Here is a 13,908-nt window from a genome sequence, read left to right on the forward strand (position 1 = left end):
CCGGCCCGGTCGGACGCGACCGGACAGATGTGGTCCGACAGACAGACGCGGTCCGGACAGACGTGTGGGCCCGCCCCCGGAGATCCGGGAACGGGCCCACACGGTGTCCGGGAAGGTCAGCCCGCGAGGATGGCGCGCGCGAGCTTGGCCGTCTCGGTCGGCGTCTTGCCGACCTTGACGCCCGCGGCCTCCAGGGCCTCCTTCTTCGCCTGGGCGGTGCCGGAGGAGCCGGAGACGATGGCGCCGGCGTGGCCCATGGTCTTGCCCTCGGGCGCGGTGAAGCCCGCGACGTAGCCGACGACCGGCTTGCTGACGTTGGCCTTGATGAAGTCGGCCGCACGCTCCTCGGCGTCGCCGCCGATCTCGCCGATCATGACGATCAGGTCGGTGTCGGGGTCGGCCTCGAACGCGGCGAGCGCGTCGATGTGCGTCGTACCGATGACCGGGTCGCCACCGATGCCGACGGCGGAGGAGAAGCCGATGTCACGGAGCTCGTACATCATCTGGTAGGTCAGCGTGCCGGACTTGGACACGAGACCGATGCGGCCGGGCTTGGTGATGTCGCCCGGGATGATGCCGGCGTTGGACTGGCCCGGGGTGATGAGACCGGGGCAGTTCGGGCCGATGATGCGGGTCTTGTTGCCCTTGGACTTCGCGTACGCCCAGAAGGCGGCGGAGTCGTGGACGGCGATGCCTTCGGTGATGACGACGGCAAGGGGGATCTCGGCGTCGATCGCCTCGACCACGGCGGCCTTGGCGAAGGCAGGGGGCACGAAGAGGACGGAAACGTTCGCGCCCGTCTTCTCCATCGCCTCGGCGACGGTGCCGAAGACCGGGACCTCGGTGCCGTCGAAGTCGACGGACGTGCCGGCCTTGCGCGGGTTCACACCGCCGACGATGTTCGTGCCGTCGCCCAGCATGAGCTTGGTGTGCTTCATGCCCGTGGCACCGGTCATGCCCTGGACGATGACCTTGCTGTCCTTGTTCAGGAAGATAGCCATGGTTCTACAGTCCCTCTTCCCTTACTTCGCAGCAGCGGCGAGCTCGGCGGCCTTGTCGGCCGCACCGTCCATGGTGTCCACGCGCTGCACGAGCGGGTGGTTGGCGTCGGAGAGGATCTTGCGACCCAGCTCCGCGTTGTTGCCGTCGAGGCGCACGACGAGCGGCTTGGTGACCTCTTCGCCCTTGGAGGCGAGGAGCTGCAGGGCCTGCACGATGCCGTTGGCGACCTCGTCGCAGGCGGTGATGCCGCCGAAGACGTTGACGAAGACGGACTTGACGTCCGGGTCCCCGAGGATGATCTCGAGACCGTTCGCCATGACCTCGGCGGAGGCGCCGCCGCCGATGTCGAGGAAGTTGGCGGGCTTCACGCCGCCGTGGTTCTCACCGGCGTAGGCGACGACGTCGAGGGTCGACATGACCAGACCCGCGCCGTTGCCGATGATGCCGACCTCGCCGTCGAGCTTGACGTAGTTGAGGTTCTTGGCCTTGGCGGCAGCCTCGAGCGGGTTGGCTGCGGCCTTGTCCTCGAGGGCCTCGTGCTCCGGCTGGCGGAAGTCGGCGTTCTCGTCGAGGGACACCTTGCCGTCGAGGGCGATGACCTCACCGCTCGCGACCTTGGCCAGCGGGTTGACCTCGACGAGGAGCGCGTCCTCGGCGATGAAGGTCTTCCACAGGGTCACCAGGACCTCGGCGACCTTCTCGGCGACCTCGGCCGGGAACTGGGCCTGGGCGACGATCTCGCGGGCCTTCTCGATGGAGACGCCCTCGTTGGCGTCGACCGGAACCTTCGCCAGCTTCTCGGGGGTCGTCGCGGCGACCTCCTCGATGTCCATGCCACCGGCGACGGAGGCCATAGCCAGGAAGGTGCGGTTGGTGCGGTCCAGGAGGTACGAGACGTAGTACTCCTCGGCGATCTCCGGAGCGGTCTCCGCGATCATCACCTTGTGGACCGTGTGGCCCTTGATGTCCATCCCGAGGATGTCCGTCGCGCGGGCGACGGCCTCGTCCGGGGTGGCGGCCAGCTTCACGCCGCCGGCCTTGCCGCGGCCACCGACCTTCACCTGCGCCTTGACGACCGACTTGCCGCCCAGCCGCTCGGTGGCCTCGCGCGCCGCCTCAGGCGTGTCGATGACTTCACCGGCCAGCACCGGTACACCGTGCTTGGCGAAGAGGTCCCTCGCCTGGTACTCGAACAGGTCCACGCGCGTCCGTCCCTTTTCTGAAGATCGCGGTTCGTTGTCTGCGTGGGCGTGCCGCGAAGGGCAACGTGACTGCTCGTGTCACAGGGGAGGCACACACGGTGTCCGTGGGCGCGGCATGTCCGCCTGGCAGGTTATCCCCGCTGGACGCGGGTCCCTAAATCACAGATCACACCTGGGCGGTGATTACGGTCACAGATCGCGACCCGTCGTGTGCTCAGGGGTGCGCGGGGCGGTGGTGGCAGGAGCGGCCCTCCGGCTCGGAGAGCCGCTCCCAGCGGCCGGGCACGGCGCCGCGGAGTGCGCGCCGGGTGCCGTGGCCCGGGGCCGGAGTGGCCCCGAGGACCGTGGGCCGAGTGGCCCGTGGATCGGGCCCTGAAGGCAACCGCCGACGAGGCGCCGGGTGGGCGCCCCGTGCGACGGCTGACCGGAGTACGGACGTGCTCAGATGCCGTACGGCAGGTAGCTCGGGGTCACATCGGAGACGACGCCCTGCACACCGGTGACGGCGTTGCCCGCGAGGGGCGCGGCGTCGGCGGAGACCTCGCCCGTGACCGCCTGGGCGAACGGCTGCACCTCGGAGACGACACCGCCCGCGAACGGGCTCACCTCGGAGACGACACCACCCGCGAACGGGCTCACCTCACCGGTCACGCCGTACGCCAGACCGGTGGCGCTGCCGCCCACACCGTGGACGAGCGGCTCCACGTGCTGGGCAACGGCGTCGACCAGCGGCTGCACCTCGGAGACGACACCGCCCGCGAACGGGCTCACCTCACCGGCCACGCCGTACGCGAAGGGCTGCACCTCCTCGGCGACGCCGTAGGCGAACGGCTGCACCTGGTCGGTGAGCCCGTACGCGAACGGGGTCGTGTCGGAGACGACACCCTGGGCGAGGAGGCCCGCGTCAGCGACGGCCTGGTTCACGACCGGCTGGGCTCCGGCCACGGCGGTGGCGACGACGGGCGGCAGGACGGCCGCCGACGTCTCGTCCACGATCGGGCCGGACGCGGTGACCAGCCCCTGGGCCTGGTACTGGGCCTGGTACCGGGCGTCGGCGAGCCCCTGCTCCAGATCGGACACGAACGCGGAGAGCGGCCCGAAGAGGTAGTCGATGTCGGCGTCGACCTGCGGGACCTGCACCTGCGGAACCTGGACCTGCGGGACCTGGACCTGCGGGACCTGGACGTCGGCGGTCGGCACCTGCGGGCTGTCCACGGACGGCAGCTGCACGTCCGGTGCGGAGGGGGCCTCGTACGAGGGGAGCTCGCTGTCGACGTACTGACGGGCCTGGTCCTGCGCCTCGGACGTCACGTCCGGGACGCCGACCGACGGCAGCCCCACCTCCAGCTCGATGCCGACGAGGGGGGTGCCGACCTCGGCCGAGGCACCATCGGAGCCCGCGTCGGCCGAGACGTCGGCGGCGTCGGTGACACCGGCCACCAGATCCGGGGTGGAGAGCGGCACGGAGACCGACAGCTCGTCGGCGCTCGCCGCGGCGGTGCCGAGAGCCCACATACCGGTGGCCGTGGCGGCTACCGCGATGGAGCGGCGGATGTTCTTGTTCATGCTCGTTGATCCTTCGAATTCGTTCGGCGGTCCGGAAGCGTTGGAGAGGTTCCGGAGTGGAGGGCAGACCTGCCCACCCCCGCGCGGCAGGTCAGGAGGCGGGGGAAGGCCTGCCCTAGCCGGGGAATTCGGGAATGTCGCGCGGCCTGTCGCGCGTCGGCGGCTCGGCCGCCGGGCAGCCCGGAGCGGACACGAGCGCGTCCCGGGCTCCGTCCGCGAAGGCAGCCATGTGCTGGTCGCCGGGGCGGGGCGTGTTGTTCTCACCGCTGTGCTGCACGGCACCGGGCACGAACCCGCACGGGCCGAACGGCTCCGGGGCCGGATCGGTCCCCGCCGCGTCCGCGGCCGGTACGTCCGGCGACTGCCCGGCCCACGCAACGCCCTCGTACCCGTCGACCGTGCCGAACCGTCCGTCGGCAGCGGGTCGGTGCCGGTGGGCGACGTCGGCAAGGGCCTCGGCGGCGGCGTCGAGGCCGCCGGACCCGAGTGCGGACGGCTCGGCGTCCGGCACGGACCGCATCTCCGCGGGGCCGCCGCGGAAGGAATCGCCGCCGGGAACCTCGGGCAGTTCGCCCGGAGCCGGGGGCAGCGCACGACCCAGGGCCCCCGTGAGCTCCTGGCCGGTCCCGACGACGGCCTGCACCGCGACGCGCACGCCGTTCACGGCTTCCTCGGCCGCGCGCCGCAATTCGCGAACCGCGGTGTGCCCGGCCGTGTCCTGCTCGGGCGGCAAGGACGCGACGGCGTCGTCGGCGCCCGAGGGACCCACGATGCCGGGGCGGACGCCTGTGCCTGCGTCCGCCTCGGCACGCACCTCGACCGGCAACTCCGCGGCATGCGCCTGGCCACCCCAGAGCAGACCGAGCGTCATGAGCGCCGCCAGCAGCAGGAGTACACGCAGCGCACGCGAACCGGCCACCGTCCGGCGCAGCGCGCACGCGACGGCAGCGGGAGAAAGCGCTGCGGGGATCACGGAGGAAAAACCCTTTTCGGTCGGGGATCGGCATGATGCTCGCACGAGCCTCCCGGGGCGGCGCAAGTCCCCTGTTACCGATGAGTCACCATGCCCCTTGTTGTGCCCGATACACCGTCATGTACAGGTATGCCCCTACGAACAGGGCCCTCTCCACCCTCCGCTCTGAGCTCCCGAGCCACGCAAGTGACCTGCCGGCCCCGGCCCCTCCAGCCCCCGCCGCCCCACCCACCTGCACCAAGACGCCCGGCCCGAACCCGCCCCCACCTGCCCGCCCTTGGGCCGGGACTGGCCCGTGGGTCAGTCCGCCGTGGGCACCGGCAGTGGGCGCTTTTCTATCGCCGCGGCCATGACGTCCGGGAACAGGTCCGGCGTGCATGCGAAGGCCGGGGCACCGAGGGCCGCGAGAGCCGCCGCATGCTCGCGGTCATAGGCCGGAGCGCCTTCGTCGGAGAGCGCAAGCAGCGCGACGAACTGCACGCCCGACGCCTTCATCGCCGCGACCCGCTTGAGCATCTCGTCCCTTATGCCGCCCTCGTAGAGGTCGCTGATGAGCACGACCACCGTGTCCGCGGGCCGGGTGATCTGCGACTGGCAGTACGCGAGCGCCCTGTTGATGTCCGTCCCGCCGCCGAGCTGTGTGCCGAACAGCACATCCACCGGATCGTCGAGCTGGTCGGTCAGATCGACCACGGCCGTGTCGAAGACGACGAGCCGCGTGGTGATGGAGCCCATCGAAGCCAGCACCGCTCCGAACACCGAGGCGTAGACGACGGACGCGGCCATCGACCCGGACTGGTCGATGCAGAGCACCACTTCCTTCTTCACGGACTGGGAGGCCCGCCCGTAACCGACGAGCCGCTCGGGCACGACGGTGTCGAACTCCGGCAGGTAGTTCTTCAGATTCGCCCTGATCGTGCGGTCCCAGTCGATGTCGCGGTGCCGCGGCCGGTTGATCCTCGCCGAACGGTCCAGCGCTCCCGTCAGCGTCGACCGCGTACGCGTGGCGAGCTTCTTCTCCAGCTCCGCGACGACCTTGCGCACCACCGCCCGGGCGGTCTCCTTGGTCGTCTCCGGCATCGCCTTGTTGAGGGAGAGCAGCGTGCCCACGAGATGGACGTCCGCCTCCACCGCCTCCAGCATCTCCGGCTCCAGCAGGAGGGTGGACAGACCGAGGCGGTCGATCGCGTCCCGCTGCATGACCTGGACGACGGAACTGGGGAAGTACGTCCGGATGTCACCGAGCCAGCGGGCCACGGACGGCGCGGACGCCCCGAGTCCGGCCGAACGTCCCCCGGAGCGGCCGCCGCTGCCCGGGCGGGCGCCGTAGAGCGAGGTGAGCGCGCCGTCCATCGCGGCGTCCGTGCCGGCCAGCGCGCAGCCGGTGCCGTCCGCCTCCTCCCCGCCCAGCACGAGCCGCCACCGGCGCAGCCGCTCGTCGTGTCCGGTGTCCGTCGTCGTCCGTGTCATCGGGCCACCCCCGCCAGGTCGTTGTCGTCGATGCCGAGAAGCAGGCGCAGCACGGGCAGGACCGCGTCGGCGCGTGCCTCGTCGAGGCCGTGGCCGAAGCCGGGCAGCGCGGCCTCCTCTTGGGCCGGTCCTGCCGTCGCCGCCGGGCCGCGGCGCACCAGCTCGCCGAGGGTCCGGCGCACACCGGGCTCGTACGCGGAGAACGTGCGGCGCAGCAGCGGCAGCACGTCCGTGAACGCGTCCGCGGGGACGCCGGTCAGCCAGGCGTCGACCAGGCCGAGCAGGCGCTCGTCGTGGACGAGCAGCAGCCCTCCCCCGGACGCCCCGCCGACGAAGCCCTCGATCCAGGCGGCCGCTTCGGCCGGCTGGGTGGCCGGCGAGAGCGCGAGGGCCATGAGGCGGGCGGCCTCGTCCTCCGCGAGCCGCCCGTCGTCCAGCAGCAGACGCGCGGCACGCCCGCGTATGACGCCCGGGACGGATTCACGGTCCGCGAGCTTGCGCAGGACCGCGTGCCAGCGCCCGGTCATCGCGGCGGCGTCGGGCAGCAGTCCGATCGCGGTGTGCACGCCATCGAGATGACCGCGCATCTCCGCGGCGCCGTCGGCATCGAGACCGCTGCAGGCCGGCGGCAGGCCGACGCAGATCCGCTCGGCCAGCCCGGCCGCCACCTCACCGAGCGCGGCGGTGTCCGTGGCCCGCACATCCCCGTACCGCAGGGAGCGGGCAAGGGAGGGCAGAGCCTGGGCGAGATGGCTCACGTCCGCATCGAGCGCCGCGCGATCGGCGAGTGCGGTCATCACCACAGGGAGCGCGTCGGGCAGTTCGGCGAGGAGACACCCCTCGGCGAGTGCCGTGACCTCACCGAGCGCGGTGGCCGCGAGTGCCTGCGACTCGGCCTTCGCCGTGGCCGCCGACAGCACGGTGGTGCCCCATACGCCCGCCTCGGCGACCCTGACGAACAGCTCGGGCTCCCAGCGCAGCCGCCAGGTCTCACGGAACGTGCCGGTGCTCCCCCGCCCGGCCACCGGTTCCCCCCAGCCGACGCCGAGCAGACGCAGCCGGTGCAGCAGGCGGCTCTTGCCGCTGTCGCCGTCCTTGCGCAGGTCGAGCTCCAGCTCGCGCTCCAGCGCCTCCGGCTTGAGACGCAGGCTGCGCTGCTGCCTGGCCAGGTCCCGCTGCAGCGGCACGGCCGGAGCGTCGTCCGGTACCTCGCCGAGCGCGTCCCCCACGACAAGGCGGTCCCTGACGAGATCGAGCGGCACGTCGGAGCCGTCGCACATCACGGCCCGCACGGCGTCCGTGGTCTCGCTCAGCCCGGCGAGCGGACGGCCGCGCACGACGGCGAGGGTCTCGGCGAGCCGAACGGCCTCGATGACGTGCGCCGACGACACCATGCGGTCCTCGTCGCGCAGGAGGCCCGCGACCTTGGTCATCCAGCGCTCGATGGGCCGGTCCGGCGCGGTGAACAGATGGCCGTACCAGCCGGGCGAGTCGATGCCTGCGCCGTAGCCGGAGTGCCGGGCGAGCCGGCGGTGCGTCCATGGCACCCAGGTCATCTCGGTCCTGACCTTGGGCAGTCCCTTGAGGAGTGCGCGGTCGGCTGCGACGGTGGTCTTCCGGGCGAGCGCCGGGACGTGCCAGGCACCGCAGACGACGGCGACCTCGTCCCCGAACTCCTTGCGCGCGGCACGCAGCCGGGTGCGCATGTACGCCTCACGGACGAGGTCCTGGTCGTGCCCGCCGTGCCCATAGGTCTCCCGGAGGGCGGTCATGGCTTCGCCGAGTGCGGCGAACGGCGCGTAGGGATCGCTCCCGCCGGTGCCCTCGCCGCGGCCCCGGTGCTCGACGACGTCCTCCCACCAGCGCTCGGGATCGTCGTACCCCGCAGTCTCGGCGAGCACGGCGATGGGGTCGATCCGGACGGACGCCGGCCCGGTCGCGTCGCTCTGCCCTTCAGCGTCCGGCTGGTCCGGGCCGCCTTCGGCGTCGGGCCGGGCACCATCCCCGTCGCTCTCCACGCGTGCCCCCTCCGCACCGGCCCGCTCGGCGGCGGTCCCGGCCGAACCGGCGGGCGCCGTCGGACGGCTCGGATCGGCGGACCGGGCCGAACCGGTGGGCGCCGTCACGACGGTCGGGCCTGCCGGACCGTCACCGGCCGGATGGAACGGTGACGTCGGACGGCTCGGATCGGCGGACCCGGCCTGGCCCGCCGGGTCGTCGGCGTCCACACCGGCCGGACGGGTGCCCGCCGGAGGCGTGGGCGGCGCGGTAAGAGCGTCCGGACCCGTCGGCGTCGCACGAGCCGCGTCCTGCCCCGCCGGGTGGTCCGCGTCCACGCCCACCGGAAGCGTGGGCGGCGCGGCAGCCGCGTCCGGCTCCATCGCCAGCGAATGCGTGGCCGGGAGGTCGATGAAGCGGACGGGCACGTCGTGCGCCAGCGCCCACCGGATCGCCACCCACTCGGGGCTGAACTCCGCCAGCGGCCAGAACGCCGCCCGGCCCGGGTCGTCCACCGCGTGGGCGAGCAGGGCGACCGGCGGGCGCATCTGCTCGTCGGCGGCAAGCGACAGCAGCGCGTCGCCCTCGGGCGGGCCCTCGATCAGGACGGCCCGCGGCGACGCCGCGTCCAGCGCGGCGCGGACCGCCCGGGCCGAGCCCGGCCCGTGGTGACGGACGCCGAGCAGGAGAGGGCCGGTCATGCGCTCACCTCGCGGCAGGCGCGGTAGAAGTCCTTCCAGCCCTCCCGCTCGCGCACCACGGTCTCGAGGTACTCCTGCCAGATCACCCGGTCCGCCGCCGGGTCACGGACGACCGCGCCGAGGATGCCTGCCGCGACGTCCTGGGGGCGCAGCACGCCGTCGCCGAAGTGCGCGGCGAGGGCGAGGCCGCCGGTGACCACGGAGATCGCCTCGGCCGTGGAGAGCGTGCCCGACGGGGACTTGACCTTGGTGCGGCCGTCCGTCGAGACACCGTCGCGCAGCTCGCGGAAGACGGTGACGACGCGGCGGATCTCGTCCAGCCCCTCCGGCACGGCGGGCAGGTCCAGCGAGCGCCCCAGCTGGTCCACCCGGCGGGCGACGATGTCGACCTCGGCCTCCGGTGTCGCGGGCAGCGGCAGCACGACCGTGTTGAACCGCCTGCGCAGGGCGCTGGAGAGGTCGTTGACCCCGCGGTCGCGGTCGTTGGCCGTGGCGATGAGGTTGAACCCGCGCACCGCCTGGACCTCCTGGCCCAGCTCGGGAACCGGCAGGGTCTTCTCCGACAGGATGGTGATGAGGGTGTCCTGCACATCGGCCGGGACACGGGTGAGCTCCTCGACCCGCGCGGTCATGCCCTCGGACATGGCGCGCATGACGGGACTGGGCACGAGCGCGTCGCGGCTGGGCCCGTGGGCGAGCAGCTGCGCGTAGTTCCACCCGTACCGGATGGCCTCTTCCGGCGTACCGGCCGTGCCCTGCACGAGCAGGGTGGAGTCGCCGCTGACGGCCGCGGCCAGGTGCTCCGACACCCACGTCTTCGCCGTGCCCGGCACACCGAGAAGGAGCAGGGCGCGGTCGGTCGCGAGCGTGGTGACGGCGACCTCGACGATCCTGCGCGGCCCCACATACTTGGGTGTGATGACCGTGCCGTCGGCGAGCGTGCCGCCCAGGAGGTAGGTGGCGACGGCCCAGGGCGACAGCCGCCAGTTCACCGGCCGCTGTCGGTCGTCGTGCGCGGCGAGCGCCTTCAGCTCGTCGGCGAAGGCGTCCTCCGCATGCGGCCGCAGGGCCTCGGCTCCGCTGGTGGTCCCGGTTTCGGACACGGTCATAGATCCCCCTCCAGATCGTTCGACCCGTTGTGGGATCCACCGTGCACCATGCCACTGACAATCGACCGTCCTCGCAGGTCGGAGGACGGTTTACAGGGGCAGGAGGCGAGTTGGGCGCACGCGGCGCCGGCTCGACGCCGGCCGGCGGCCGTTCGGCGCCGGGGCGGCGGTCTACTCGGTGCCGACAGGCGACTCCGCGACGCACCCGCCCGCGGTCGCCAGCCCCTCGCCCTTCTCCTCCGCCAGCGCCTTGCCCCTGTACGTGATCTTGCAGGTGACCTCGGCGCCGGTGAGGTCGGCGGCCATCGGCATGACGGCCGCCGGCATGATGCCGCGCAGCGTGACCGTCTTCTTCCACGGCAGCGTGGGCTTGTCGACCGTCTCGGGCTTCGGGTCCATGGCCTCGCCGCCACCGGCGTGGTAGCTGATCGAGTCCACGTTCTTGCCGGTGACTTCGTAAGTGACCCGGTACTCCTCGTCGACCGCCTTGCCGACGGTGTCGACCGCCTCCGAACAGGCAGTGACGCCGAAGGCGAGGCCGACAGCGGCGAGTACCGAGAGAGCCGAGCGAGCGGAACGATTCATACCGGTTTCCCTTGGATGTCGCAGGTTCTGGGTGTCCGTACCAAAGCGCCCAACAGCGGGTCGGGTCAACGCCTTTGCCGCTGGGCCAATCCGCGGGTGAGGCCGATTGTCAGTGGTGGCCCGTAGCGTCATGACCATGAATCAGCAGGGGGTGCGCTGGACGTCGGAACAGGTGCTGTCGCTGGCTCCTGACGACGCATCACGCAAGGCGGGGAACAAACTGTCCGCGGCCGGGCCGTGGTCGGGTGCGGGCTGCGACGGATCGGGCGCGGTGTGGGGCCTGTGCAAGGGCAGCGGCAGCCGGCCGTACCAGACAGTGGTGGACACCACGGGCCCGGCCTACACATGCAGTTGTCCGAGCCGGAAGTTTCCGTGCAAGCACGCGATCGGGCTGCTGCTCCTGTGGTCCGGGGACGAGCGGGCCGTCCAGGACGATGCCGTTCCGGACTGGGCCGACACATGGCTGGCCGGACGCAGGAAGCGGGCGGCGGACAAGGAAGCGGGGGTGGCGGGCGCGAGTGCTCCGGCGAAGAGCGCCGACCCGGAGGCGGCTCGACGGCGCGCCGAGCGCCGGGCCGGACGGATCACCGCGGGCGCCACGGAGTTGGAGCAGCGGCTGGCCGACCTGCTCCGCGGCGGACTCGCGTCCGCCGAGCAGTCCGGCTACGGGCTGTGGGAGGAGACGGCCGCGCGCATGGTCGACGCGCAGGCACCGGGGCTGGCCGCCCGCGTCCGCGAGTTGGGTGCCATACCGGGCTCAGGCCCCGGCTGGCCGGTGCGGCTGCTGGAGGAGTGCGCGCTGATCCACCTGCTGGACTCGGCATGGCTCGGCCGTGAGCGGCTGCCCGAGTCGCTGGCCGCCACGGTGCGCACACGGGTCGGGCTCCCGTCCACCGCCGAGGGTGACCGGATACGCGACCATTGGCTGATCCTCGCGCAGTACGACTCCTCCGACGGCAAGCTCACCACCCGCCGGATCTGGCTCCATGGGCGCGAGGCGGGCCGTACGGCACTGCTCCTCTCCTTCGGAGCAGCGGGCCGCTCACCGCAACTCGCCCTGCCCGTCGGCCTGATGGTGGAGGCGGAGATCACCACCCATGGCGGCTCCGCCCCGCTGCGCGCGGAGCTGGGCGAGCTGCTCACCGCGCCCGTCCCGATCGTCGCACCGCCGCCGGGCGGCTCCTGCGCCTCGGCCGTCGAGGCGTACGGGAGTGCCCTGCGGGACGACCCGTGGCTGGATTCCTGGCCGGTCACTCTCTCCGGCGTCATCCCCGTAGCGACGGGGGACGGCTGGCAGTTGGCCGACGCGCGCGGCGGCCATGAGAGCGGCGCAGGCGACGGCGAGGAGGCGAGGACAGGCTCAGGCGCGGGCCACGAGGCGAGCGCGGGCGCAGGCGCAGACGGCGGCACGGCCGGCCGGGGCGCGCTGCCTCTGGCGGCCTCCGCACTGTCCGGGCCCGGCCTGTGGAAGCTCGTCTCTCTTGCGGGCGGCCGTCCCGTCACCGTCTTCGGCGAGTTCGGCCACCGGGGCTTCGTGCCGCTCACCGCCTGGCGCGAGGACCTGTCCGAGACGGTCCCGCTCATCTGAAAGGAGGCCCCTATGACCGCCACCACCGCTACGTCACCGTGGGAAGAGCTCGTCACCTCGGCCCTTCTCGGCACGGACCGGCGCACGCCTCCGGCCGATCTCCTGCCCCCGGGCAAGGAGGCCCCCGTCGCTCTGCTCGACGCCGCCGCCCTCCACACCGTGCGGCGCAGAGCCGGGCTTCGGCCGGCACCGGCGGACTCCGAGCAGCCGGCGGCCGCGCCGCACGACCTCAGGCCCGGGCTGCCGGTCGCGGCCCGGCGGCGTCTCGCCCAGCTGCTCGCCGACCGGGGCCCTGCGGGCTCCGGCGGCCGGCGGGGCGCCGCCCCCGACCTGACCGAGCTGCTGCCCCAGTGGCTGGCCGCCGCCAACGAGCGCGGCTACCAGGCCCCGCCGTCCCTCCTGCCCGCGCTGCTCGACGCGGCCCGCGGTCGCACGGACCTGCGACAGCAGGCGCTGGCGTTCGCCGGGCCGCGCGGACTGTGGCTCGCCCGGCAGAACGCGGAGTGGAAGTTCGCCCTGCGTGGCGGATCCGGCGGCTCGGCGCTGCCCGCCCCCCACGACACCGAGGCCGTGCGACGCCTGTGGGAAGAGGGCCTGTTCGCCGAGCGCGTCGCCCTGCTGTCGTCGGTGCGGGCCCGCGATCCGGAGGCAGCGCTTGCCCTGCTGGGCGCGACCTGGCCGACCGAACGGGCCGAGGACCGTCTCATGTTCCTCGATTCGCTGCGGACGGGGCTCTCCGCCTCGGACGAGCCGTTCCTGGAGCAGGCGCTCTCCGACCGCAGCCGCAACGTCCGCGCCACCGCCGCCGAGCTGCTCTCCGCGCTGCCGCACTCGGCCCTCGCCGGACGCATGGCAGCGCGGGCCGCGTCCTGTGTCGCGCTGGACCGGAGCGGCGACGCGGGCGTGATGATCACCGTCGAGGCACCGCACGAGTGCGACGCCGGCATGCAGCGCGACGGAATCGTGCCGAACGCGCCGTCGGGTCGCGGCGAACGCTCCTGGTGGCTGGGCCAGCTGGTCGAGTCGGCCCCGCTGTCCACCTGGCCGACCAGACTCGGCGGCCGCACGCCGCCGGAGATCGTCGCTCTCCCTGTGTCGGACGACTGGGCCGACGAGTTGCACGCGGCCTGGTGCCGGGCGGCGGTCCGCCAATGCGACGCGGAGTGGTCCCGTGCCCTGCTCGGTGCCCCCGGCACACCGCCGTCGAGCGGCCCCGGCACCACGTCCCTCGGGGAGCGGTCGAAACTGCTCGCGGCACTTCCGGAGGAGGAACGGGCGCGTTGGGTGGCGGAATTCATCGCGGCACACGGCCTGTCGGAGGCGTTCCAGCTACTGGGCGTCTGCGCGGTGCCGTGGGCCGAGCCGCTGGGTCGTGCCGTGGTCGACGCGCTGGACATCGCGCGCGACGCCGGAAGCTACCCCTGGAGCTTCAGCGGCGTGATGGGCCTCGCCGAGCGCTGCCTGTCTCCGTCGGAGGCGCCGCGTCTGGAGGTCCTGACCGCGACCCCGGCAGAACAGGAGGACGCGTCGCCGGGAGCGGGCGGGTACTGGTCGGAGGCGTTCCAGCGCCTGGTCTCGACGCTGCGCCTGCGCGCCACGATGCACGCGGAACTGGAGCGCTAGAAGGCTGCTGAAAATCTCGGTTTTGGCCCCGGCTCGGTGGAGTTGGGGCCAGTCTTGTAGGCATGCAGGGGGAATGGGCCGGGGAGATGGT

The 13,908-nt window shown here is 72.8% G+C and carries 10 protein-coding genes; 2 read left to right on the forward strand and 8 right to left on the reverse strand.

Going from position 1 to position 13,908, the window contains the following annotated elements; translation table 11 throughout:
* Window positions 1-116 precede the first annotated feature (116 nt).
* The 8 genes from sucD to ACH5AF_RS33665 form a co-directional block, all read right to left on the reverse strand.
* The gene (gene sucD, locus ACH5AF_RS33630; protein WP_215183503.1) at window positions 117-1,001 is read right to left on the reverse strand and encodes a succinate--CoA ligase subunit alpha; all 885 of its coding nucleotides are present in this window, start codon (window positions 999-1,001) and stop codon (window positions 117-119) included.
* A gap of 21 nt (window positions 1,002-1,022) precedes the next feature.
* On the reverse strand, window positions 1,023-2,204 hold the full coding sequence (gene sucC, locus ACH5AF_RS33635) for an ADP-forming succinate--CoA ligase subunit beta (RefSeq protein WP_215183505.1): 1,182 nt from the start codon (window positions 2,202-2,204) through the stop codon (window positions 1,023-1,025).
* A gap of 441 nt (window positions 2,205-2,645) precedes the next feature.
* Window positions 2,646-3,770, reverse strand: coding sequence for a hypothetical protein (locus tag ACH5AF_RS33640; RefSeq protein WP_398907116.1), 1,125 nt, complete (start codon window positions 3,768-3,770; stop codon window positions 2,646-2,648).
* Window positions 3,771-3,885: 115 nt separating this feature from the next.
* A complete protein-coding gene (locus ACH5AF_RS33645; RefSeq protein ID WP_398907118.1) occupies window positions 3,886-4,743 on the reverse strand; it encodes a hypothetical protein in 858 nt (285 codons plus the stop codon).
* 300 nt (window positions 4,744-5,043) lie between these two features.
* The gene (locus ACH5AF_RS33650) at window positions 5,044-6,213 is read right to left on the reverse strand and encodes a VWA domain-containing protein (protein ID WP_398907119.1); all 1,170 of its coding nucleotides are present in this window, start codon (window positions 6,211-6,213) and stop codon (window positions 5,044-5,046) included.
* The gene (locus tag ACH5AF_RS33655; protein WP_398907121.1) at window positions 6,210-8,912 is read right to left on the reverse strand and encodes a DUF5682 family protein; all 2,703 of its coding nucleotides are present in this window, start codon (window positions 8,910-8,912) and stop codon (window positions 6,210-6,212) included. Before ACH5AF_RS33655 ends, ACH5AF_RS33650 begins: the two co-directional genes overlap by 4 nt.
* Window positions 8,909-10,021 (reverse strand): AAA family ATPase, encoded by a 1,113-nt coding sequence (locus ACH5AF_RS33660; protein WP_398907122.1) that lies wholly within the window; start codon window positions 10,019-10,021, stop codon window positions 8,909-8,911. The genes ACH5AF_RS33655 and ACH5AF_RS33660 overlap by 4 nt, the downstream gene beginning before the upstream one ends.
* 171 nt (window positions 10,022-10,192) lie before the next feature.
* Window positions 10,193-10,606, reverse strand: a complete 414-nt coding sequence (locus ACH5AF_RS33665; RefSeq protein ID WP_398907124.1) for an MmpS family transport accessory protein — start codon at window positions 10,604-10,606, stop codon at window positions 10,193-10,195.
* Window positions 10,607-10,742: 136 nt separating this feature from the next.
* Between ACH5AF_RS33665 and ACH5AF_RS33670 the strand changes: the two genes are divergently transcribed.
* Window positions 10,743-12,194 (forward strand): SWIM zinc finger family protein, encoded by a 1,452-nt coding sequence (locus ACH5AF_RS33670; protein ID WP_398907126.1) that lies wholly within the window; start codon window positions 10,743-10,745, stop codon window positions 12,192-12,194.
* A 12-nt stretch (window positions 12,195-12,206) separates the two neighbouring features.
* Complete coding sequence (locus tag ACH5AF_RS33675; RefSeq protein ID WP_398907127.1) at window positions 12,207-13,817, forward strand: DUF5691 domain-containing protein; 1,611 nt, start codon at window positions 12,207-12,209, stop codon at window positions 13,815-13,817.
* The last annotated feature ends 91 nt before the right edge of the window (window positions 13,818-13,908 follow it).

The sequence above is a fragment of the Streptomyces sp. NPDC018833 genome, assembly GCF_044390825.1.
In the GTDB taxonomy this organism is placed as follows: Bacteria; Actinomycetota; Actinomycetes; order Streptomycetales; family Streptomycetaceae; genus Streptomyces.